This is a genomic window from Thermasporomyces composti, assembly GCF_003386795.1.
Lineage (GTDB): Bacteria > Actinomycetota > Actinomycetes > Propionibacteriales > Actinopolymorphaceae > Thermasporomyces > Thermasporomyces composti.
In genome coordinates this window covers 4,023,935-4,045,724 of the sequence record NZ_QTUC01000001.1, presented here as the reverse complement: position 1 = coordinate 4,045,724, position 21,790 = coordinate 4,023,935, and the positions used below count along the sequence as shown (strand labels likewise).

The following is a 21,790-nucleotide window of genomic DNA, read 5'->3' as shown; positions in this document are numbered from 1 at the left end:
GCTTCATCCTCCCGGCATGCCTGCCCTCGAGGTGGGGCGGGTCGACCGGAGCCGAGTCGCGCGCTCGGCGCGGCACACTGGACGGATGTCGGACGAGGTGGTCGAGCACATCCGGGGCGCTCTCGACGCACCGGTGACGGTCCTCGAGTACGGCGACTACGAATGTCCCTACTGCGCGGCCGCCGCGCCGGTTCTGCGTGAGCTGGTCGAGATGTCCGACGGCGTGGTTCGTCTCGTCTTCCGCAATTTCCCGCTCTTCGAGACCCATCCGCACGCCCTGACCGCCGCCCTGGCCGTGGAGTCGACGCAGTTGAGCGGTGTCTTCTGGGAGATGCACGACCTGCTGTTCAAGCGACAGCACCGACTCGACGACGCAGCCCTGCGCGGGTACGCCGACGCGGTCGGCGCCGACCCGGACCTGGCCGTCGGAGAGCCCGCGCAACGTTTCGTCCCAAAGGTGCGCAGCGACTACGCGGCTGGTGTCCGCCAGGGCGTGCGCGGCACCCCGACCCTGTTCGTCAACGACGAGCCGTACGCCGATCGGGTCGAGCTTCGCGCCCTCCAACGGGCGACTGGTCTGTCACGGTCTCTCCGGCGCCGTCCATGGTGGCGGCGGTAGGTCGGGTGGGGTCTCCGACTCCGGAGAGCACAGGGACCAGCGGCGTCCCATCAGACGCAGAAACGCCGATCCCGCGACGGCGGAGACCAACGAGGCGATCAGGATGCCGATCGTGGCCTCCTCGCGCAGGACTGGGTGGCCGAAGGCGAGCTCGGCGATGAACAGCGAGATCGTGAAGCCGATCCCGCTCAGCGCCGCGCCACCGACCAGATGGCTGTAGCGCACCTGTCCCGGGAGCACGCCGAGACGGGTGCGCAGCGCTAGCGCCGACGCCCCGCTGATCCCGACCACCTTGCCCACCACGAGGCCGGCCACGACGCCCAGGCTGACCGGCGAGGTGGCGGCGGCGCGCAGCAGCTCCGCGTCGAGATGGACGCCCGCGTTCGCTAGGCCGAACACCGGCACGATGACGTACGCCGTCCACGGGTGCACGGCCCGCTGCAGCCGCTCTCCAGCCGGCACGGTGGCCGCCACGGCGAGCTGTGCCATCCGTGCGCGTTCGGCGCTCCGCTCCTCCAGGAGCGCTCGCCCGTAGATCCGCAGGCGCTTCGCGTGCTCCACACCAGTCGGTCGCATGGACACGAGCAGCCCCATGAGGACACCAGCGAGGGTGGGGTGCACACCGGCGCGGAAGGTCGCCGCCCATAGGGCGATGCCCAGGAGCACGTAGGGTGTGAGGCGCCAGACACCGATCCAGCGCACGACCATGATCGTCACGGCGATGACCGCCGCGGCGAGCAACGCCCACGGCTGCACCTCCGAGCTGTAGAAGACGGCCATCAAGGTGATGGCCACGACGTCGTCCACCACGGCCAGCGTGAGGAGGAACAGCCGGAGTGCGTCCGGGCACTCGGGGCCGAAGAGCGCCAGGATGCCGAGGACGAACGCGGTGTCTGTGGACATCACGGTGCCCCATCCGTGGACAGCGTCGCCGCTTGGGTTGATGGCCAGGTAGATGGCGATCGGCACAGCGACGCCGCCGAGGGCGCCGAAGGCTGGGACCATCACCGTTCGCCGATCACGCAGGGATCCCGTGGTGAGCTGCTCGTTGATCTCGAGCCCCAGGACCAGGAAGAACAGGGCCATCGCCCCGTCGTTCACCAGGTCGTGGACGCTGAGGTCGAGGTGCGTCTGGCCGACCGACACCGACACAGGTGTCCGCCAGAACACCTCGTAGGTCTCCCACCACGGCGAGTTGGCCCACGCCAGCGCCACCATGGTGGCGAGGAGGAGCATGAACGCCCCGCCGGTCTCGTTGGCGAGGAAGGACCGGACAGACGGGCTGAGCCACGGGCCGTGGATCCGCAACTCCGGCCCGGGCCGGGGAGGCTCGCTCATGCCGTTCTCTTACCGCCTCCGCCGCGTTCTGCGCGCTGTTCGCGCTCGTCCCCGGAGAGTCCGATGCGGCGGCCGGGCAGTGACACGGCCGCTCATGACAAGGAGTGATTGACATCGCCGGATGAGACGGTGGTCACCGATGCCAGGTTTGTCGGTGACAGGGCCGGTACGACAAAGGCGAAAAGGAACACTCGCGCGCCTTCCTCGCCAAGACCTGTGCTGCCAGGCTTGCGTGAGCTTCCCCGCACTCCAGATCTACGTCTTTCCGGCGCCGAGCCGCGGGAGACGAACGCGCACGCCGTTGGGCGGCCTCGGTGGGCACGCATCACCGATGCCGAGTCTCACCGATGCCGAGTCGGACCGAGCCGCCTGACAGGCGGGTCTGGCCCACCGATTACCCTGGGCAAGCTTGGTGAGCGGGCTGGCCCACGACCCCCTGAACTCGTAGCCGGGACCAGACATCCGCCCGCACGATGTACCTCCGTCCACGCTGGCATCACGTGTGCGGAGATCGAAGGGAGATCGAGTGACGCGCCGTGGAACTCTCCTCGTTCCCGTCGCCGGGCTGTCCGGCGTCGTCTACCCCGCGGGGACGGCGGTCGTGGTCCGGGGACGTGGAGCGACTGTGGACGGCTTCGTCGACGGCGACTGGCTACCGCTCCATTGGTACGAGTTCGCTGAAGGCGGGCAAAGCGCCGACTGATTCCGTCTGAGGTCTCGCACACGGTCGGTGTCGTCCACCTGTGAGCGAGAACCTTCTCGACACATCCGCGCACATCCGCGTTGGTGACCGAACGAGGTCATGGCGAGAGAAGACATCCCACGTCGGACGTAGGATGTCGGCGTCGTCTCCCCCGTCTCTGGGAGCCCGCGATGAGCCGACGCCTCCTTCCCGCCCTCGTGCTTCCCGCGCTCGTCCTCCCCGCGATCCCCGCCGCACTCCACCCTTCGCCAGCCACCGCGTCCGACGCCGGCTCGGACCGAGCGACTGTCACAACCACCTCGGAGCCGTTCTTCGACGAGCAGGTCCTCTACCGGCGCGGTGAGGAGGGCTACTCCTGCTTCCGCATCCCCGCGATCGTCCGCACGACCGACGGGACACTGCTCGCCTTCGCCGAAGGTCGGGTCACCGACTGCGGCGACGACGGTGACATCGACCTGGTCGTGAAACGCTCCACCGACGGTGGCGCCACCTGGTCGCCGCTCCGCGTGGTCCTCGAGGGCCATGGGGAGACCCGCGGCAACCCGATGCCGGTCGTCGACGAGCGCACCGGCCGCGTCGTCCTCTTCACCACCCGCAACGGACCGGATCCCTGCGCCAACGGCTGCGATCGAGACCCCTTCGTCCAGATCAGCGAGGACAACGGCCTCACGTGGTCACCCGCACGTGAACTTCCCGAGCTGAAGCTGCCGGAGTGGAACCATTGGTACGCCACCGGTCCGGTGCACGGCATCCAGCTCAAGCGAGGTCCCCACGCCGGCCGACTGGTGATCAGCGCGAACCACGAGTCCTACGACGCCGCGACCGGCGAGCACGTCTACGGCGTGCACCTGGCCTACAGCGACGACGGAGGCGAGACCTGGCGCCTCGGAGCGATCGTCGACCACTCCGACGGCTCGGTGCGACCCAACGAGACGACGCTGGTGGAGCTGACCGACGGCCGGATCTACGTCAACGTGCGGGAGCACGGCACCGATCCCGGCCATCGCGGCTACGTGACCAGCAGCGACGGAGGCGAGACCTTCGATGGGCCGGTCCGGACCGTCCCCGAGCTGCAGGCGCCAACCGTGCAAGGCGCCCTGTTGCGGCTGCGCGCCACCGACGAGGGCGACGCCTACGACCGCATCCTGTTCTCGTCCCCCGCCCACCCCGCCTCCCGCGAGGCGATGACCGTCCGGTCTTCGTACGACGAGGCTCGCACCTGGGAGACCTGGCAGGAAGGAAAGGTCATCAACTGGGGCTTCTCGGCGTACTCGGACATGGTGAAGCTCGGTGAGGACACGATCGGCTTGCTCTACGAGCACGGCGCCAATGACCCATACCAGGAGATCCGGTTCGCTCGTTTCAACGAGGCCTTCCTCGCGACCCCGAACGGCGTCCCGCCCAATGTCCCCGAGCCTCCCGCGCCCGGGCCGCGCACGCCGGATCTCTCGCCGTACGGCAACGACGGCTACGTCCGCGGCGGCGCGCAGCGCGGCGAGGGCGTGTTCGGAAGCGCGCTCGTCCTGGACCGCATCGACGATCGGGTCGAGATCCCGTACTCACCCTCGCTCGATCTCGGCGACGGCGACTTCACGTGGTCGGCGTGGATTCGCTACACCGCGACCTCCGGTAGCCACGCCATCCTGTGGGCGTACCGGGTGGGCATCTCCGCGACTCCGGCGGTCTGGCTGCGCGCCGAGCCCTCCCAGAACCGCATCCGCGCCTTCATCAGCACCGAGGAGGGCAACCGCTCCGTCGCCTCGGTGGGCGCCTACAACGACGGCGAGTGGCACCACGTCGTCCTCCAGCGAACCAAGGGCAGGTTCGTGTTGCGTGTGGACGGGGCCGAAGTCGCGGCCACGGAGGCGCCCCCGGGCTCGGTGACGGCGGGCAAGGACTTCGGAATCTGGGGTGTTCACGTCGGGCAGCGCCTCGACGGCTTCGACCGCTTCCGCGGGGCGATCGACGAGGTGCGGATCTACCGGCGTGCGCTCTCGGAGGCGGAGCTGGAGCGAGTTCGCACACGCAATACGCCCATCAAAGGAAAGCTTTCCCTCTGGCTTCCCTTCGAGCGAGTCGAGACCCCGCCGCCGGAGCCAGGAGCCACCACACCGGATCTCTCGTCGTACGGCAACCACGGGTACGTGCGCGGCGGTGCCACCCTCACCGAGGGACGCTTCGGCACGGGGATCGGACTTGATGGCGAGGACGATCGGGTCGAGGTCCCGTACAGTGACTCGCTCGCCCTGGGCGAGGACGACTTCACCTGGACAGTATGGATTCGGTACGACGCCACATCGGGAGGGCACGCGATCCTCTGGGCCCACCAACAAGGCTCAGGTCCCACGCCGCAGGTGTGGCTGCGGGCCGAGCCCGCGAGCGACCGGATCCGTGCCCTCATCGCGACCGCTGAGGGCACCGCGACGGTGGCGTCCCCGTCGGCCTACAACGACGGCGAGTGGCACCACGTGGTCCTCCAGCGAGCCGACGAACGGTTCGTGCTCTGGGTGGACGGCACGCGGGTCGCCGAGACGACCGCGCCGAGCGGATCGGTGACAGCCGCCGACGTCGACGGCCTCCACGTCGGGCAACGACTCGACGGCGCCGACCGCTTCCGCGGAACCATCGACGAGGTACGGATCTACCGACGTGCCCTCTCACCGGCTGAGCTGGAGCGGATCCGGCACAGCAACGACGCCATCGGCGACGGACTCGTCCTGTGGCACCCCTACTCCGCCATCGATCCGGAGTAAGGACACCACCGCCCGCAGCGCCCAGCGGCGCGCCTCGTGAGCCGAAAACCACTTGCCCGCGTCGGCGTCGGTCTGCTCGACTGTCGGCGCACTGGGATCGAGCCATCGGATCGAGCCATCCGATCTGGCTCATCGGATCGGCTACATCGGATCGGGCAAGGAAAAGGCGATGACAGCGGCGTCCATGTCCCACGAGCAGGAGCCCGCCTACCTGGAGGACATGACGCTTGCGCACGCTGAACGTGGGGATCCTCGCCCATGTCGACGCCGGTAAGACGAGCCTGACCGAGCGGCTGCTCTACGCCGCCGGCGTCATCGACGAGCTGGGCAGGGTCGACAACGGAGACACCCAGACGGACACCTTGGCGTTGGAACGCCAGCGTGGCATCACTATCAAGTCCGCCGTGGTGTCGTTCGTCATCGACGACGTCCTCGTGAATCTCATCGACACCCCCGGGCATCCCGACTTCATCGCCGAGGTCGAACGGGTGCTAGACGTTCTCGACGGCGCGGTGCTGGTGGTGTCGGCGGTGGAGGGCGTACAGGCGCAAACCCGTGTGTTGATGCGGACACTGCGGCGGCTGGGCGTCCCGACCTTGCTGTTCGTCAACAAGGTCGACCGCACCGGCGCCCGAGACGACGCCGTGCTCCGCGAGATCGCCGAGAAACTGTCGCCCTCGACCGCCCCCGTGAACCTCGTCCGCGGAAGCGGAACCCGCGACGCTCACGTCGTGCCGTACCGTGGTGACGATCCGACGTTCACGACTCGGCTGGTCGAGGTGCTCGCCGACCATGACGAGGAGATGCTCGCCCGTTTCGTCGACGGCGCCACCATTCCCACCGCACGACTGCGAACGTCGTTCGCCGCGCTCAGTCGACAAGGGCTCGTGTATCCGGTGCTCTTCGGGTCGGCGATCACGGGCACGGGTGTGGCCGAGCTCATGTCGGCCATGACCGAGCTGTTGCCCGCCGCGACCGGCGACGCCGACGGCCCGGTGTCGGGAACGGTGTTCAAGATCGAGCGTGGTGCGGGCGGTGAGAAGATCGCGTACGTCCGCATGCACACCGGAACCCTCCGGACCAGGGATCGCGTCAGCTTCGGACCAGACAAGGACGCCAAGGTCACGTCGATCAGCGTCTTCGAGCGCGGTACAGCGTCGCCCAGTCCACTGGTCCGGGCCGGACGCATCGCGAAGGTGTGGGGCCTAGCCGACGTTCAGATCGGCGACCGAATCGGAGCCACCCGTCATCGGTCGCGACGACCGTACGTCCCCCCACCCTCCCTGGAGGCCGTGATCGTTCCGAGGCGAGCCGCCGACCGAGGTCGGCTACACGCCGCGCTGTCCCAGCTCGCCGAGCAAGATCCCCTCATCAATCTGCGCCAGGAGGATGGTCGCCAGGAGCTCCTCGTCTCTCTCTACGGTGACGTGCAGAAGGAGGTCATCCAGGCGACCCTCGCCGACGACTACGGCATCGACGTCGAGTTCCGCGAGACCACGACGGTCTGCGTCGAACGACCGATCGGTGTCGGCGCGGCGGTGGAGTTCCTTGGCGCCCATCGGGTCAGTACGCACCACAGCGTTGCGCCCACGACGGCGGAGCCCAACCCGTTCCTTGCCACTGTCGGCCTGCGTGTCGAGCCGGCACCAACCGGCAGCGGCATCCAGTTCCGCTTGGAGGTCGAGCCAGGCGCCATGCCGCCAGCGTTCTTCAAGGCGGTCGAGGAGTCCGTCCGCCAGACGCTGCGCCAAGGGCTCTATGGCTGGGAGGTGATCGACTGCCTCGTCACCATGACCCACGCGGGGTACGCCGCCCGTCAGGGTCGACGCGGTGTGACCTTCGACCCCAGAGTCTCCAGCTCCGCGAACGACTTCCGCGCGCTGACACCACTCGTCCTCATGGCGGCGTTGCGGCGCGCCGGCACCGGCGTCCTCGAGCCGCTCCACCGCTTCCGCCTGGAGGTCCCATCCGACACCGTGGGAGCGCTTCTGCCGACGCTCGCCACGGTCGACGCGGTGCCACGGACGCAACGAGATCTCGGAACGACCTGGGTGCTTGAGGGCGACATACCCGCGGCGCGGGTGCGCGCGCTGCAGAGCAGGCTGCCAGGGCTCACCCGCGGCGAGGGCATTCTGGAGAGCGGCTTCGACCGCTACGCGCCTGTGCGCGGCCGGATCCCGGTGCGGCCGCGCACCGACCACAACCCACTCAACCGCAAGGAGTACTTGCGGAACGTTCGACGGACCTGAGCCCGACCGGTCAGCCTGTCTTCCGCCTCGGAGCGGATTTCCGTCGCTCGATCGTCGCCGCCAACCCGTCCAGCAGAGCCTGGAGCCCGAACTCGAATGCGTCTTCAGGGACGAGCTGGAAGGAATCCTCGGGCAGCGCCGCAAGATGGGGACACGCGCCATCGGCCATCGCCTCAGAGAGGTAGGGCGCCTGCAGCGCCCAGAAATCCTCCTCCGTCATCGTGGACCGCTGGCTCGCCTCTTGCCGCATGAGGTACGTGCGGGCGGCGCCAGTCACGTAGTTCTCGACCGCCGCGATCGCCGCCATCTTCTCCTGCCCGGTGAGGCTCAGCCCGTCCAGCCCGGCGACGACCGACTCGAGCGCGGCGAACGCCTTGGGTCCCACGACGGGACGGGCCTGGTTCACCTGCAGCAACCACGGGTGGCTGAGGTAGAGACGCCACGTACGCCACGCCATCGTCTCCAGGACCTCGCGCCAGGTCTGACGCCGCTTCCCCTTCGGCGCCTGGGGTACCTCGACCACGTAGTCGAGCATGAGGTCGAGCAGCTCACCCTTGCCTGGCACGTAGTGGTACAGCGACATGGTGCCCACGCCGAGCTCGGCCGCAACCTTGCGCATCGACACGGCGGCGATGCCCTCCCTGTCGGCGAGCTCCACAGCCGCGCCGACGATGCGTTCCAGGCTCAAGCCGGGCCTCGGTCCGCGGCCCGCGGGCTCCCGTCCTCGCCAGAGCAGCTCAAGGCTCCGGCGCGGATCGCCGCTGCCACTGTGCGCGGTCGTCATGGCGGCTTCATCCTAGTGCCACCACCCTTCGACGACTCGTGGGCAACTGGACCACAACGCCCACGCGCGGGACCTGCGCAACCGCGACCGGCACGCACCTGGGACCGCGGCTCCTGCTGACCGCCGAGGCCCTGCCGAGGTGCTCGGCGCCGCCAGGAGGTCTCATGCCCGGTCCATCCGGAATGCCCGGCCGTGCCATCAGCCTCGACCTCCCGCGAAAGGTTTTCGTACACCGTACTATGTAGTACGGTGTACGAAAACGTCGCTCTTGAGATGCCCAACACAGAAGGCAACGGTTCATGCACTCGGACTACTCGGTGCTAGCCGAGGGTGTCACCAAGCGATACGGCGAGACCCAGGCGCTGGACGGGCTCAACCTGACCGTCCGGCGAGGCACGGTCTACGGCCTCCTCGGCCCCAACGGCGCAGGGAAGACCACAGCGGTGCGGATCCTGTCGACCCTCACCCGGATGGACTCAGGGAGAGCCGTGGTCGCGGGGTACGACGTGTCGGCGCAGCCCCGTCAGGTCCGTCGTCGGATCGGACTCACCGGGCAGAACGCCGCCGTCGACGAGGTCCTCACCGCCAGGCAGAACCTCGTCATGTTCGGCCGGCTCTTCCACCTCGACTCCCATCGAGCCAAGCAGCGCGCCGAAGAGCTGTTGCGGCAGTTCAACCTGGAGGACGTCGCCGACGCGCGCCCCAAGACGTTCTCCGGAGGCATGCGGCGTCGCCTCGACCTGGCGTCCAGCATGATCCTGGCGCCAGAGGTGCTGTTCCTGGACGAGCCGACGACCGGTCTCGACCCGCGGGGTCGCATCGAGGTGTGGGAGGCGGTCCGACGTCTCGCCGCCGAGGGCACGACGGTCCTCTTGACGACCCACTACCTCGACGAGGCTGACAAGCTGTCCGACCGCATCGCCGTGATCGACCGCGGCCGGACCGTCATCGAGGACACCCCGGCCGGGCTCAAACGCGCCATCGGAGGCGACCGCATCGAGGTCGTCGTCACCGACCCGGCCGACCTGCCCGCCGCCGCCAAGCTGCTCGCGGAGGTCTCCAATGGCGCCGAACCCCAGGTCGACAGCGACGAGCTGCGGGTTCACGCACCCGCGACCGACCGGGTCCACGCCGTCGCCGAGGTCGCCCGCCGTGTGCAGGAGGCGGGCATCGACGTCCAAGACCTGGGTCTGCGCCGACCGACCCTCGACGAGGTCTTCCTCCAGCTCACCGGTCACCAGGCCGACCCGAACACGTCGCCATCCGCAACCGCCACTCAGGAAGGTGCACGCGCGTGACCACATCGACCGCCAATCCGTCGACCACCGAACCCGACAGCCTGGGACGCCGTGCCTCGTGGGCTGTCGTGGACTGCTGGACGATCGTCCGTCGCGACCTCACTCACCTCGTCGCGCAGCCGTCGCTCATCGCCTGGCAGCTCGGCTTCCCCATCGTCTCGGTGCTGCTGTTCGTCTACGTGTTCGGCAGCGCGATGGACATCGGAGGCGGCGCCGACTACACGGCGTACGCCATGCCGGGCATGTTCACCATGACGATGGCCTTCGGGTTCATGAACACCGCCATGGCCGTCGCGGTCGACAAGGAGCGGGGGGTCACCGACCGGTTCCGCTCGATGCCGATGGCCGACTCGGCCGTGGTGACCGGACGCGGGGTCTCCGACGTGCTGCACGCGGGCCTCGATCTGGTGATCCTGGCCGCCATCGCGCTCGTCATCGGCTGGCGCTCGCAGGGTGGTCTCCTCGCCACGATCGCGGCGTTCGGTCTCCTGCTCCTGCTGCGCTTCTCGTTGATCTGGGTCGGCGTGTACCTCGGCTTGGTCGCCCGCAGCGTCGAGACCGTCGGCAATCTCTTCGCGCTCGCCTTCCCCTTCGGGATGATCTCGAGTGTCTTCACTCCACCGCACCTGATGCCGGACTGGCTCGGCGTGATCGCCATGTGGAACCCCGTCTCCGCGACGGCCAACGCCATCCGCGAGCTGTTCGGCAACCCGCTCCCGACGGGAGGCGCCTGGATCGAGGAGAACGCCTTGCTCATGGCCGTGGCGTGGCCGCTGCTCATCACCGCGGTCTTCCTGCCCTTGGCGGTCCGCACGTTCCGAAAGCTGAGCAGGTGACCGATCGACGACCGGCCTTCTCAGCGCCGACGCTCGACGAGCTCGATGGGATTGCCATCCGGGTCGGCGACCCACGCCACCCGCAGGCGACCCAGCCAATCGTGCGGCTCGGAGAGCACACGGGCGCCGCCTGCCACCAGCGTGGTGAAGGCGGCGTCCGTGTCATCGGTCCACAGCACGATCTCCATGCCACGGCCCGGCTTGCTCAAGTCCAGCTCGAGTCCGTGGTCGGCCACGGCCGACGTCACCGCGGCGATGCCCAGCGTGAACCCGTCGAGTTTGAGCTCCACATGGATCGGTGTGCCCTCGCGAGGCGTTCGGAAGGTCTCCTCGAACCCGAGACTCCGGTAGAAGCCCACCGACCGCTCGACGCCCGCGGAGTAGATGTTGACCTGCGGCGTGGAGAACATGACTCGGGAGCCTAGAGGGCGCCACCCCCACGACGCCGACGTCGACGTCCTGGCCCGCCAGTGGGAGCATGGGGTCCGATGAAGCGCGTGGTGATCGTCGGTCGTGGCGCGGCGGGCAAGTCGACTCTCGCCCTCCGCTTGGGCACGCTCACCGGACTGCCTGTCATCGAGCTCGACACGGTGTTCTGGCGTCCCGGCCTCACCGCCACACCGCCCGAGGAGTGGGCGGCCACGCAGCGTGAGCTGGCTCGGCGCCCCGCGTGGATCATGGACGGAGATCTCGGGCCGTACGACGTCCTCAACGTCCGACTTCGCGCCGCCGACACGGTGATCATGCTCGACTTTCCGCTCCTGACTTGCGCCTGGCGGGCACGACGACGTGGGCGGGAACGTGCCGACTTCTGGCACTGGCTGTGGACGTACCGCCGCAGGTGGGGTCGGCACGTCCTGCGACAGATCGAGGTTCACGCGCGCGACGCGGACGTTCATGTCCTCCGAAGCCAACGTGCCGTCGACCACTTCCTCGCCCGCGTTGCGGCGGACGAGACCGCGGTCCGCCCGCCATGCTCGTGACATGAGGCGCGTGACACAAGGCACCCGCGAGTGTCGCCTCAGCTGCTCCCCAGGAAAGACAGCAGCGCGTCGTTGACCTCGTCGGCGTGGGTCCAGCACAGACCGTGGTCGGCACCGTCGATGACGACGTACTGGCTCCCGGCGATGGCCTCGTGGGTGGCTTGTCCACACGCCTCGATCGGCAGGATGCGGTCAGCGCTGCCATGCAGGACGAGCACCGGCACGTCGATCTTCGGCAGGTCCTCCCGGAAGTCGGTGTACCACGTGGAGACGCAGGCGATCGTCCCGATCGGCGACGCGCTCACCGCGCTGTGCCATGCGTCCCGAACGACCTCCTCGCTGATCCTGGTCCCCAGGTTCTCGTCCAGGTTGAAGAAGTTCTTGTTCCACTCGGTGAAGTACGCGAAGCGGTCGGCGCGGAGGCTCGCCACGATCTCGTCGAAGACCTCCTTCGGCACGCCGTGGGGAGTCTCCGGCGTCTTGAGCAAGAACGGCGGCACGCCCGAGACGATGACGGCCTTCCGCACACGTGCCGACCCGTACGTTCCGAGGTAGCGAGCGATCTCACCCCCGCCCATCGAGTGTCCGACAAGATCGACGTCGTCCAGCTCCAGTCCGTTGATGAGGTGGGAGAGGTCGGCTGCGAACGTGTCGTAGTCGTATCCAACGCTGGGTTGGCTCGACTTGCCGAATCCCCGACGGTCGTAGGTGATCACCCGGTAGCCCGCGTCGAGCAGTGCGCGCTCCTGCCTCTCCCACGCCCGCCCGCTCAAGGGGAATCCATGGATGAGCAGGACCGGGTGGCCCGTCCCGTGATCCTCGTAGTAGAGCTGGATGTCGGCGGTGTTCTCGCGTCCGACGGTGACGTAGGGCACGGTGCGTTCCTTTCGCAGGTGAGCCGTTGGTCTTCGCCCGACGGGGCGGTCTCCACCTCCGCCAAGTCGGTTTGCACTCACGTCTTTCTCTTCAGGCTGCCGACGGTCGAGCGTCGATGTGGGAGACCTTCGTCCCTCGATCGGTGTCCTCTGCCCCTGAACACGGTCGCGACCGACGGTCAGCGTGGCCGAGCGCATGGCCGGTCTGGGTGGCACAAGTCGGACGTGGAATCGCGTCCACAGCATGGGACAGGCCTGGATCAATTCATTCCCTACATGAATAGTGGGGATATGCGCCGGTGTTTCCTCCTCACCAGCCGCCGGGCCGTTGACCTGATGCGCGTGGCCAGCGAGCTGTGTCGCTGACCGCAAGCCGGCTCACCGTCTCTTCTCATGCGTCCAGCGACCGCAGTCTCCCCTGAGCTCCGCAGTCGTACGTGAGCTCCGATCAGGCGAACCAGGTCCCCGCATCGACGTGACCGTGTGGGCAACGCTGCCCCGCCTGCCTGCTTCCGCTCTCCTCGGACCTCGTCGCGCCCTCTGTCACGCATCGCCGGCGCGCCACGAAGGTCTCCTGCCTGCCTGGAGGTGCCGCATGACCAGCTCCGTCGAGCTGACCAGCACTGTCACACCTGACCTGTATCGCGCCGTCTTTCGCCGCTACGCTGCCGGGGTCGTGGTGATCACCGCCGACGCCGGCTTCGGACCGGCGGGTTTCACCGCCACGTCCCTCGCCTCGATCTCGCTCGAGCCACCGCTGGTGTCCTTCGCGCTCTCCACAAGTGCATCCAGCTGGCCAACCATCGCCCGCGCCGAGACCCTCGTCGTCAACTTCCTGGACGCCGAGCAACACGCCATTGCAGCGAGGTTCGCGACGAGCGGCATCGACCGCTTCGCCGCGCCCACACGATGGTCGAGGCTGGCGACAGGTGAGCCGATTCTCGTTGACGTGCCCGGCCACCTACGCGGGCGAGTCCTCCAACGCCACGAGACCGGTGACCACCACTTGGTCGTTGCCGAGGTCCTCGACGCCTCCACTCGCCACCACGCTCCCCTGCTCTACCACGCCGGGTCCTACACGACGGTCGCCACGACTGCGCCATGGCACTGACAAATATCGACGAGGTCGCGACAGACGTCCGCACGATGTCCAGAACAAGAAACTCAGTCTCAGAGTGCGGACCCTCGGTTGAATCCCTACTTTTCAGATAGGACAGTTCACAACGTGACGACGCCACGGGATCCGGCACTCACCACGCGACGCGCAATCGACCTGATGCGAGTCGCGAGCCTGCTCTGTCGCTGATTCTTCGCGTGCCATCGGGCGATCCGTCGTTCCGCTTCTCGCTCTCTGCTGACCTCGTCAACGACGACGTAGGCGCTCACCCTTTCTCGCTACTCAGCGACCTGTCCACGATCCGCCTCGCCTGACGTCAACGCCGATCCACCGCGACCGCCACCAGGGAGGACCACCATGTCCAACGCCTCCATCATTCCCACCCATTGGCCACCGGGCACACCCGACACCGTCGACGACCTTGACGAGGCGGTCGAGGCGCTGCAAGCCGACCTTGCCCGCGATGTCGTCGAGCGGGACAGAGCGAACCAGCCACCGTTCGACGAAGTGCGCCGGCTGCGCAAGTCTGGCCTGCTTCTGCTCCCTCTCGACGCCAGCCTCGGTGGTCCCGGCCGCGGGCTGCGCACCATCTACAGCGTCGTCCGACGCATCGCACACGTCGACCCCTCCACCGCCACCCTGCTGGGCTACCACTACCAGCGTGTCCGGCACATCGCGCGCATCGAGGACCCCGATCGACGTGCCTGGGTCGCCGAGCAGACCCTCACCAACCAGTGGTACCTCGGCGGCACCGGGAGCGCGCAGGAAGACGACCTGGACTTGCGCCCGGTCAAGGGCGGCTATCTGCTCAACGGACGCAAGAACTTCAGTACCGGTGCCAGGGTCGCCGATCGCATCTTCGGCAGCGGCACGCTGCGGGACACTGGTGTACGGCTGCGAACGCTCCTCGACCCTCAGCGTGACGACGGTTCCGTCATCCACCACGACTGGGACTTGCTCGGGGTACGGCTCTCGGCCAGCGGCCCCTTGGAGTTTCGCGACTACTTCGTCGCCGAGTCCGACATCGTCGGCACCTGGCCGCGTGACCCCGCCGAGCAGCCTCCTCACCGGACCATCGGGGTGTTCGGCTTCCAGCTCACATTCGTCAACCTCTACGTCGGGATCGCCGAGGGCGCGCTCCTCGCCGCCCGTGACTACACCAGGACGTACTCCCGGCCCTGGCACCACGCCGCTGTCGACAAGGCCGTCGATGACCTCCACCTCCTCCGCACGGCCGGCGACCTAGCGGCACGAGTCCAGGCGGCGAGTGCGCTCAAGGATCAGGCGGTCGCCGCTCTCGAATGGGCGGAAAGCCGTGGCGAGGACCTCACCGCCCGAGAGCGCGGTGAAGTGGCGGAGCTGATTTGCAGTGCGAAGATCATCTCCACCAAGGTCGCGCTCGAGGTGACGAGTCGCATCTTCGACCTCACCGGAGCGCGCTCGACACAAGCCAAGTACGGCCTCGACCGCTTCTGGCGCGACGTGCGCACACACAGCCTGCACGATCCCGTCGCCTACAAGGAGGAGGAGCTGGGGGCGTTCGTTCTCAAAGACGCGGTTCCCGCGCCCTCTCCCTACCGATGAGCCCCACCTTCCGTGAAACGGTCCTCCCCTCCTGGCAACGAGACACGACAAGGACTCTCCCACCCATGCGCACCCTCAGGTCCACGCTGGCCGGTGTCTCCGCGGCCGTCCTCGCGGCCGCGCTGACCTCGTGCGCGAGTCAGCAAGGATCCGTCGCCGCCGGCCCGAACGCCGCCTCAGCGAGCGGCCCCGTCGAGGGCGGCACGTTGCGTATGTCCATCTCGGCTGAGCCGGGCTGCCTGGATGCCCACGCGATCTCAGCGACCCAACAGGCATTGCTGGGTCGAATCCTCTACGACACAGTGACCACGCTCGACAGGGACGGCAACATCGCTCCCTACCTCGCCGAGTCGTGGGACATCTCCCCCGACGGCACGACCTACACCTTCCACCTGCGCAAGGGCGTCACGTTCAGCGACGGCACACCGTGGAACGCCGAGGCATTCCAAGTCAACCTCGAGCACATGCGCGACCCCGCCACCAAGTCACCGCTCGCCGCCGCCTACATCGCCCCCTACGAGAGCAGCCGCATCATCGACGAGTACACCCTGGAGGTCCACCTCGCCTACCCCTACACGCCCTTCCTCTACAACCTCGCGCAGTCCTGGCTCGGCATGAACTCGCCGAAGGCGATCAAGGAGTCGCCGGAAACCCTGTGCGACCATCCGATCGCCAGCGGCCCCTTCGTCCTCGAAAGCTATCGACACAACCAGAGCATCACGTACGTCCGCCGCAAGGACTACACGTGGGGACCTTCGTGGCTGCGACACCAGGGTTCTGCCCATGTCGACCGAATCGAAATCACGGTGGTCGCCGAGCCCGTGGTCCGCTTCAACTCCCTGGTGAGCGGACAGTACGACATCACCGAGGCGGCACCTCCGCAGAACGCGACCGCCATTCAAGCCAACCCTGACCTCGTCTACGAGAACCTCGTGCGGGCGGGCAACCCGTGGATCCTCCACTTCAACACCAGCAGACCCCCGTTCGACGACATCAGGGTTCGACGGGCGTTCGTCGCCGCTGTCAACACCGAGGCCGTGACGAGGAGCATCGGTTTCGGCACCTACCACGTGAAGGACAACTACCTCGCGACACCGACCAAGTACTACGACAAGTCAACCGAAGGCCTTCTCCGGCACGACCCGGCACTCGCGAACCGGCTGCTCGACGAGGCGGGCTGGACCGGCCGGGACAGCGAGGGGTACCGCACCAAGGACGGCAAGCGGCTCGTCGCCTACGCGCCGACCGCCGAGGGCAGCTCGGTGACTCCAGAGCTCGTCCAGATCCAAGGCGAGGTACGCAAGGTCGGGATCGACCTGCGCATCCAGCAGCTTCCGCAGGCGCAGCTGACCGAACGCCGCTACGCCGGTGACTACGACGCACTCGGCGGCGTCTGGCACACGAACACTCCCGACGTGCTCTTCATCCGCTATCACTCCTCCGAGATCACCGGGAGGCGCATCGGGCAGAACGCGGCGTACCTCTCCGACCCCACACTGGACGACCTGCTACGCCGTGCGCGAGAGGCGCCCGACGGCGAGGAGGCCGCCCGTCTCTACGCCGCGGCCCAGCATCGGCTGATCGAGCTCGTCCCTGGTCTTCCCGTTCACGAGAACCACAGCCAGTGGGCCTACCACCGTTACGTCAAGGGGATCGAGATCGACACCTCACACCCCATCCCCGTCTTCACCGGCGCCTGGATCGAGGGATAGCGATGCGACTCCTCAAGCGAATCGGCTTTCGGCTCCTGGTCGGGGTCGGCGTGCTGTGGGGCGCGGCAACCTTGGCTTTCGCCGCCCTCCACCTCACCGCCGGTGATCCCGCGCTCGCGATCCTCGGCGGACCGGACGCCCGGCCGACGCAGGAGGTGCTGGAGCAAGTCCGCCGAGAGTACGGACTCGATGACCCGGTGATCGTGCAGTACCTCCACTACCTCGGCCGCGTGGCGACCGGGGACTTGGGCCAGTCGTACGTCCTGCGCGTCCCCGTCCTCGACGCGATCGGCGAGCAGATCTGGTCCACCGCCCAGCTCGCGCTGATCGCCGCGACCACCGCGATCCTCCTCGCGCTCACGATCGCGCTGCTGACCGCACGGCGTCGACCGTGGCTGCGTTCGCTCGTGTCCGGGGTCGAGGTGGTGCTCGCCGCGACACCGACCTTCGTGATCGGGTTCGCGCTGCTCATCGTCTTCTCGTTCACGCTCCGGCTGTTCCCGATCGGCGGCAACAGCGGCCCGTCGTCGGTCGTCCTGCCGGCGCTGACGTCGGCACTGTCGGTCGTCGGAACCCTTTCCCAGGTCTTGCGCAACGAGCTCGAGGAAGTGCTGGAGCAACCGTTCATCCTCACCGCCCGAACGCGAGGCATGCGCGACGCGTCAGTGCGGGTGCTCCACGCGCTCCGGCACGCGGTGATTCCCACGGTGACGATGTCGGGCTTCCTCGTCGCCGCATTGCTCGGCGGCTCTGTCATCACCGAGACGTTGTTCGCCCGGCAGGGCCTCGGAACTCTGTTGCTCAACGCGGTCTACGCCAAGGACGTCCCGGTCGTGCTCGGGGTCGTCATCCTCTCGGCCGGCGTCTACGTCGTCATCAACCTCGCTGTCGACATCGCCTACTCCCTCATCGACCCTCGGGTGGTGACAGCATGACAGCCGAGATCAGGGCCAGCGAGACGCGCGCGCTCCGGTCGGTGGCTCGGCCACGTGTCACGCTGTGGAATCTACGGCCAGGTCTGCTCCTGGCGATCGGGTACCTCGTCCTGCTCGCTGTGGCGTTCGTCGCCCCGGACCTGCTAGCCCCTGGTGATCCCCTCGCGGTCGATCCACAGCGGAGCTTCCAGCCGCCGGGTGGTGAGCACCTGCTGGGGACCGACGACTCGGGTCGCGACGTCTACACCCGCATCGTCCACGGCGCCCGGCTGTCCCTGCTCACCGGGCTCGCCGCGACCGCGATCGCGGCGACCGGTGGCACGGTCGTCGGGCTGATCGCCGGGCTCGGCCACCGTGTCCTCGAGGGCGTGATCATGCGGCTGCTCGACATCACGCTGGCGGTCCCCGAGCTGCTCCTCGCGCTCGTCGTGATCACCTTGCTCGGCGGAGGGACGAGCAACGCGATCTGGGCACTTGGCGTGGGCGGCATCCCCTACTACGCCCGGATGGTTCGCGCCCAGGTTCACCTCGCACGTCGGTCCACCTACGTCGAGGCGGCCACGACTCTCGGGCTGACGAGGCTCACCGTCATCCTCCGGCACGTCCTGCCGAACTCCATCCGGCCACTCGTCGTGCTGGCCACGATCGGCGTCGGCTCGATGATCGGCGCCGGCGCGTCGCTCAGCTTCCTCGGCCTGGGTGCGGAGCCTCCAAGCCCCGAGTGGGGTGCGGCGCTGTCCATCGGCCGGAACTTCATCGCCAACGCGCCGTGGTTGGTGATCGTCCCCGCGGCCGCGCTGACCTTGACCGTCGTGTCGATCACCGTCGTGGGTCGCGAGCTGCGGCGGCGTTCGGAAGGGAGGACGGGCCGATGAGCCTCGCCGAGAGAACGGACGTCCGTCCAGACACCCACCACGTGGCCCCTCCTCTGGTCGAGGTGGCGAACCTCACCGTACGGTTCGGTCCTCGGCATCGTCCGACCACGGTCGTCGAAGGGGTCTCGTTCACCGTCGGCCGAGGGGAGGCCGTCGCGCTGGTCGGCGAGTCAGGCTCGGGCAAGAGCGTCACCGCCCGAACCCTGGTGGGGCTCACGGGCGCGGGAGCGACGGTCACTGCCGACCGGCTGCGCTTCGATGGCGAGGACGTCCTGCGGCTGCCGGAGCGACGCTGGCGGCGCATCCGCGGCGCGCGGATCGGGTTCGTGCTCCAGGACGCTCTCGCCTCCCTCGACGCCTTGCGTCGCGTCGGTCAGGAGGTCGGTGAGCCGCTCAAGCTGCACACCGACCTCACCGCGCGAGAGCGCGAACGCAAGGTCCTCGAGCTGCTCACCCTCGTCGGCATCCCCGAACCGGAGCTGCGTGCCCGGCAGTACCCGCACGAGCTCTCCGGTGGCCTCCGGCAACGGACGCTGATCGCCTCCGCGCTCGCCGCCGGACCGTCCTTCCTCATCGCCGACGAGCCGACGACCGCGTTGGACACCACCGTCCAGGCCCAGATTCTCGACCTCCTGCGGTCGCTGAAGACCAGGGACACCGGCATGCTCGTGGTGAGCCACGACCTTTCCGTCGTCGCCCAGATCGCCGACCGGGTGCTCGTCATGCGTCATGGTCGGATCGTCGAGCAAGGGTCTGTTGACGCGGTGCTGGGCGACCCGCAGCACCCTTACACCAAGAACCTGCTCGCCGCCGTCCCGTCAGCGGCATCCAAGGGCAGCAGACTCTCCCCGACGCCTCCGGTGCGGCTGACACACCCGACGCGACCTCGACCCGATGGACCGATCGTGGAGGCCGACGGCCTCACGAAGGTCTTCACCGGTCCCGATCACCGGCGCCGCACGGTCGTCTCCGCAGTGTCCTTCACTCTCCACGCCGGCCAAACGCTCGGTATCGTCGGCGAATCCGGCTCAGGCAAGACCACGACCGCCCGCATGGTGCTGGGCGTGGAGACACCGGACGAGGGCGCGGTCCGGGTACTCGGCCGCTCGTGGACCGAGCTCGACCGGGTCGGCCGTCGGCGCACCCACCGCCGCGTTCAGGCGATCTACCAGGACCCGTTGAGCTCGTTCGATCCTCGGTTCACCGTCGGTCGCGTCATCGACGAGGCGCTGGGCGCGATCGGGGTCCGGCGGGGACGGGAGCGACGTCACCGTGCCGTCGAGCTGCTCGAGTGGGTCCGCCTCGGCGAGGACTATCTCGATCGCCGACCGATCGAGCTGTCCGGAGGCGAACGTCAGCGCGTGGCCATCGCGCGAGCACTCGCCGCCGAGCCCGACGTGATCGTCTGCGACGAGCCGGTGTCGGCGCTCGACGTCTCCGTCCAAGCTCAGGTCCTGGATCTCCTCGTCGACATCCAACGCCAGCTCGGCCTCGCGTACCTCTTCATCTCCCACGACCTCGGTGTCGTCCACCACATCGCCGATCACGTCCTGGTGATGAAAGACGGCGTGGTCGTCGAGTCCGGCGACGTCGACACGGTCTTCCGCGAACCGCGCCATCCCTACACCAAGGCCCTTCTCGAGGCGATCCCTCGACTCGACACGGCAGGAGTTCGACGCCATGGCTAGTCACGAACCCAAGAAGATCCATCTCAACCTGTTCGAGATGAACACCGTTGGCCACATCTCGCACGGTCTGTGGGTTCACCCCGACAACAACCGGCACCGGTTCAACGACATCGAGTTCTGGACGGAGCTGGCCCAGCTGTTGGAAGCCGGGCTCTTCGACGCGGTGTTCCTCGCCGACGTCATCGGTGCCTACGACGGCTTCCGCGGAGGTCCGGAGACAGCGCTCCGGGAAGCCGTCCAGATCCCCAACAACGACCCGGCCATGATCGTTCCCGCGATGGCCGCGGTGACGAAACACCTGGGCTTCGCGATCACCTTCTCCACCACCTACGAGCCCCCATTCGCATGGGCTCGGCGTCTCAGCACCCTCGACCACCTCACCAAAGGCCGCGTCGGCTGGAACGTCGTCACGTCCTACCTGCCCAACGCGGCACGCAACTTCGGCTACGACGAGGAGGTCCCTCACGACTACCGCTACGAGATCGCGGACGAGTACCTCGACGTCACCTACAAGCTGTGGGAGGGATCCTGGGACGACGACGCCGTGGTCCAGGACCGGACGAACCGCGTCTACACCGAGCCGACGAAGGTCCGCTACATCAATCACGTCGGCCAGCACTTCAAGGTCGCCGGACCGCATCTCCCCCAGCCGTCGCCGCAGCGAACCCCGGTGATCTTCCAGGCCGGGGTGTCGGAGGCGGGCCGGGCGTTCGCCGCCAAGCACGCTGAGGCCGTCTTCATCGGCGGGCGGTCAGTCGAGAAGGTCCGCGCGAACATCGAGGACATCAAGGCACGCGCGCAGGCGCTCGGGCGCTCCCCCGACGCCATCAAGTTCTTCCCGGGCGCGGCGATCATCGTTGGCCGCAGCGATGACGAGGTGGCGCGGAAGGTCGCCGAGTTCGAGAAGCTGCGGAGCGTCGACGGCTACCTCGCCCACGCCGGAGCAGGTCTCGACTTCACCAGCTACCCACCCGAGGAGCGGATCGGCGACATCATCGCCCGCAAGGATCCCGGCTATGAACGCCTCGTCCAGCGCTACCACCCCGACCAACGGGTCGGCGACATCCTCGCGCACATCGGGCGCTTGTCGAGCGGCGGCTTCTACGTCGCCGGGACACCGAAGGAAGTCGCCGACGCGCTCGAGACCTGGGTGGACGAGGCTGGCGTCGACGGCTTCAACGTTCGGCAGTTCCTCACGCCAGGAACGGCCGAGGACATCATCGAGCTGGTGATCCCCGAGCTGCAGCGACGTGGCCGCTTCCGGGAGTCCTACGAGGAGGGCGAGACGCTACGCGAGCGGCTGTTCGGCAAGGGGCGCTCGCGGCTGCCCGAGGACCATCCCGGCGCGCGGTACCGGGACCCAGAGGTTCGGGCGGCGGCCGGCTTCACGACGGGCAAGCCTGGCGGCTCGGCGCTCCTGGCGGGTGAGGTCGCATGACCG

The 21,790-nt window shown here is 68.1% G+C and carries 18 protein-coding genes; 14 read left to right on the top strand and 4 right to left on the bottom strand.

Going from position 1 to position 21,790, the window contains the following annotated elements; all coding sequences use genetic code 11:
• The first annotated feature begins 16 nt into the window (after positions 1 to 16).
• Complete coding sequence (locus tag DFJ64_RS17600; protein WP_211310657.1) at positions 17 to 619, top strand: DsbA family protein; 603 nt, start codon at positions 17 to 19, stop codon at positions 617 to 619.
• On the opposite strand, the gene nhaA is transcribed toward DFJ64_RS17600, so the two are convergent.
• The gene (nhaA, locus tag DFJ64_RS17595) at positions 581 to 1,957 is read right to left on the bottom strand and encodes a Na+/H+ antiporter NhaA (protein WP_115851433.1); all 1,377 of its coding nucleotides are present in this window, start codon (positions 1,955 to 1,957) and stop codon (positions 581 to 583) included. The two genes, DFJ64_RS17600 and nhaA, sit on opposite strands and share 39 nt — an antisense overlap.
• 526 nt (positions 1,958 to 2,483) lie before the next feature.
• Here nhaA and DFJ64_RS17590 point away from each other — a divergent pair.
• From DFJ64_RS17590 to DFJ64_RS17580, 3 genes are all read left to right on the top strand, one after another.
• Positions 2,484 to 2,660, top strand: a complete 177-nt coding sequence (locus DFJ64_RS17590) for a hypothetical protein (protein WP_115851432.1) — start codon at positions 2,484 to 2,486, stop codon at positions 2,658 to 2,660.
• A 170-nt stretch (positions 2,661 to 2,830) separates the two neighbouring features.
• Positions 2,831 to 5,413, top strand: a complete 2,583-nt coding sequence (locus DFJ64_RS17585) for a sialidase family protein (protein WP_115851431.1) — start codon at positions 2,831 to 2,833, stop codon at positions 5,411 to 5,413.
• A gap of 227 nt (positions 5,414 to 5,640) precedes the next feature.
• Entirely contained in the window at positions 5,641 to 7,662 is a 2,022-nt protein-coding gene (locus DFJ64_RS17580) for an elongation factor G (protein WP_115851430.1), read from the top strand.
• A 10-nt stretch (positions 7,663 to 7,672) separates the two neighbouring features.
• Here DFJ64_RS17580 and DFJ64_RS17575 read toward each other — a convergent pair whose 3' ends face one another.
• Positions 7,673 to 8,446, bottom strand: a complete 774-nt coding sequence (locus DFJ64_RS17575; RefSeq protein WP_115851429.1) for a TetR/AcrR family transcriptional regulator — start codon at positions 8,444 to 8,446, stop codon at positions 7,673 to 7,675.
• A gap of 299 nt (positions 8,447 to 8,745) precedes the next feature.
• Here DFJ64_RS17575 and DFJ64_RS17570 point away from each other — a divergent pair, with 299 nt between their 5' ends.
• Together DFJ64_RS17570 and DFJ64_RS17565 are read left to right on the top strand one after the other, a co-directional pair.
• Positions 8,746 to 9,744, top strand: a complete 999-nt coding sequence (locus tag DFJ64_RS17570; RefSeq protein ID WP_115851428.1) for an ATP-binding cassette domain-containing protein — start codon at positions 8,746 to 8,748, stop codon at positions 9,742 to 9,744.
• Entirely contained in the window at positions 9,741 to 10,580 is an 840-nt protein-coding gene (locus DFJ64_RS17565) for an ABC transporter permease (RefSeq protein WP_115851427.1), read from the top strand. The genes DFJ64_RS17570 and DFJ64_RS17565 overlap by 4 nt, the downstream gene beginning before the upstream one ends.
• 20 nt (positions 10,581 to 10,600) lie before the next feature.
• Here DFJ64_RS17565 and DFJ64_RS17560 read toward each other — a convergent pair whose 3' ends face one another.
• A complete protein-coding gene (locus DFJ64_RS17560) occupies positions 10,601 to 10,990 on the bottom strand; it encodes a VOC family protein (RefSeq protein WP_115851426.1) in 390 nt (129 codons plus the stop codon).
• Between the two features lie 78 nt (positions 10,991 to 11,068).
• On the opposite strand from DFJ64_RS17560, the gene DFJ64_RS17555 reads away from it, so the two are divergent.
• Complete coding sequence (locus tag DFJ64_RS17555) at positions 11,069 to 11,563, top strand: P-loop NTPase family protein (RefSeq protein WP_115851425.1); 495 nt, start codon at positions 11,069 to 11,071, stop codon at positions 11,561 to 11,563.
• Positions 11,564 to 11,601: 38 nt separating this feature from the next.
• Here the strand turns inward: DFJ64_RS17555 and DFJ64_RS17550 are convergent, their stop codons facing one another.
• Positions 11,602 to 12,438: an alpha/beta fold hydrolase gene (locus tag DFJ64_RS17550; RefSeq protein ID WP_115851424.1), complete on the bottom strand. Its 837-nt coding sequence runs from the start codon at positions 12,436 to 12,438 to the stop codon at positions 11,602 to 11,604.
• A gap of 595 nt (positions 12,439 to 13,033) precedes the next feature.
• Between DFJ64_RS17550 and DFJ64_RS17545 the strand changes: the two genes are divergently transcribed.
• The 7 genes from DFJ64_RS17545 (at position 13,034) to DFJ64_RS17515 (ending at position 21,787) form a co-directional block, all read left to right on the top strand.
• Positions 13,034 to 13,549 carry a flavin reductase family protein gene (locus DFJ64_RS17545; RefSeq protein WP_115851423.1) on the top strand — a complete coding sequence of 172 codons (516 nt, stop codon included), beginning with the start codon at positions 13,034 to 13,036 and terminating at the stop codon, positions 13,547 to 13,549.
• Positions 13,550 to 13,912: 363 nt separating this feature from the next.
• Entirely contained in the window at positions 13,913 to 15,139 is a 1,227-nt protein-coding gene (locus DFJ64_RS17540) for an acyl-CoA dehydrogenase family protein (RefSeq protein ID WP_115851422.1), read from the top strand.
• Positions 15,140 to 15,204: 65 nt separating this feature from the next.
• Complete coding sequence (locus DFJ64_RS17535) at positions 15,205 to 16,851, top strand: ABC transporter substrate-binding protein (RefSeq protein WP_115851421.1); 1,647 nt, start codon at positions 15,205 to 15,207, stop codon at positions 16,849 to 16,851.
• Positions 16,852 to 16,853: 2 nt separating this feature from the next.
• On the top strand, positions 16,854 to 17,786 hold the full coding sequence (locus DFJ64_RS17530; RefSeq protein WP_115851420.1) for an ABC transporter permease: 933 nt from the start codon (positions 16,854 to 16,856) through the stop codon (positions 17,784 to 17,786).
• Positions 17,783 to 18,661, top strand: a complete 879-nt coding sequence (locus DFJ64_RS17525; protein ID WP_115851419.1) for an ABC transporter permease — start codon at positions 17,783 to 17,785, stop codon at positions 18,659 to 18,661. Before DFJ64_RS17530 ends, DFJ64_RS17525 begins: the two co-directional genes overlap by 4 nt.
• Positions 18,658 to 20,349: a dipeptide ABC transporter ATP-binding protein gene (locus DFJ64_RS17520; RefSeq protein WP_115851418.1), complete on the top strand. Its 1,692-nt coding sequence runs from the start codon at positions 18,658 to 18,660 to the stop codon at positions 20,347 to 20,349. The genes DFJ64_RS17525 and DFJ64_RS17520 overlap by 4 nt, the downstream gene beginning before the upstream one ends.
• Positions 20,342 to 21,787, top strand: a complete 1,446-nt coding sequence (locus DFJ64_RS17515) for an LLM class flavin-dependent oxidoreductase (RefSeq protein WP_115851417.1) — start codon at positions 20,342 to 20,344, stop codon at positions 21,785 to 21,787. Before DFJ64_RS17520 ends, DFJ64_RS17515 begins: the two co-directional genes overlap by 8 nt.
• Positions 21,788 to 21,790: the final 3 nt, after the last annotated feature.

What these genes read in the sequence shown, in the direction of transcription:
- DFJ64_RS17600 (WP_211310657.1), top strand. Translation starts at nt 17, where the DNA reads ATGCCTGCCCTCGAGGTGGGGCGGGTCGACCGGAGCCGAGTCGCGCGC.
- nhaA (WP_115851433.1), bottom strand. Translation starts at nt 1,957, where the DNA reads ATGAGCGAGCCTCCCCGGCCCGGGCCGGAGTTGCGGATCCACGGCCCG.
- DFJ64_RS17585 (WP_115851431.1), top strand. Translation starts at nt 2,831, where the DNA reads ATGAGCCGACGCCTCCTTCCCGCCCTCGTGCTTCCCGCGCTCGTCCTC.
- DFJ64_RS17575 (WP_115851429.1), bottom strand. Translation starts at nt 8,446, where the DNA reads ATGACGACCGCGCACAGTGGCAGCGGCGATCCGCGCCGGAGCCTTGAG.
- DFJ64_RS17570 (WP_115851428.1), top strand. Translation starts at nt 8,746, where the DNA reads ATGCACTCGGACTACTCGGTGCTAGCCGAGGGTGTCACCAAGCGATAC.
- DFJ64_RS17560 (WP_115851426.1), bottom strand. Translation starts at nt 10,990, where the DNA reads ATGTTCTCCACGCCGCAGGTCAACATCTACTCCGCGGGCGTCGAGCGG.
- DFJ64_RS17555 (WP_115851425.1), top strand. Translation starts at nt 11,069, where the DNA reads ATGAAGCGCGTGGTGATCGTCGGTCGTGGCGCGGCGGGCAAGTCGACT.
- DFJ64_RS17545 (WP_115851423.1), top strand. Translation starts at nt 13,034, where the DNA reads ATGACCAGCTCCGTCGAGCTGACCAGCACTGTCACACCTGACCTGTAT.
- DFJ64_RS17540 (WP_115851422.1), top strand. Translation starts at nt 13,913, where the DNA reads ATGTCCAACGCCTCCATCATTCCCACCCATTGGCCACCGGGCACACCC.
- DFJ64_RS17535 (WP_115851421.1), top strand. Translation starts at nt 15,205, where the DNA reads ATGCGCACCCTCAGGTCCACGCTGGCCGGTGTCTCCGCGGCCGTCCTC.
- DFJ64_RS17530 (WP_115851420.1), top strand. Translation starts at nt 16,854, where the DNA reads ATGCGACTCCTCAAGCGAATCGGCTTTCGGCTCCTGGTCGGGGTCGGC.
- DFJ64_RS17525 (WP_115851419.1), top strand. Translation starts at nt 17,783, where the DNA reads ATGACAGCCGAGATCAGGGCCAGCGAGACGCGCGCGCTCCGGTCGGTG.
- DFJ64_RS17520 (WP_115851418.1), top strand. Translation starts at nt 18,658, where the DNA reads ATGAGCCTCGCCGAGAGAACGGACGTCCGTCCAGACACCCACCACGTG.
- DFJ64_RS17515 (WP_115851417.1), top strand. Translation starts at nt 20,342, where the DNA reads ATGGCTAGTCACGAACCCAAGAAGATCCATCTCAACCTGTTCGAGATG.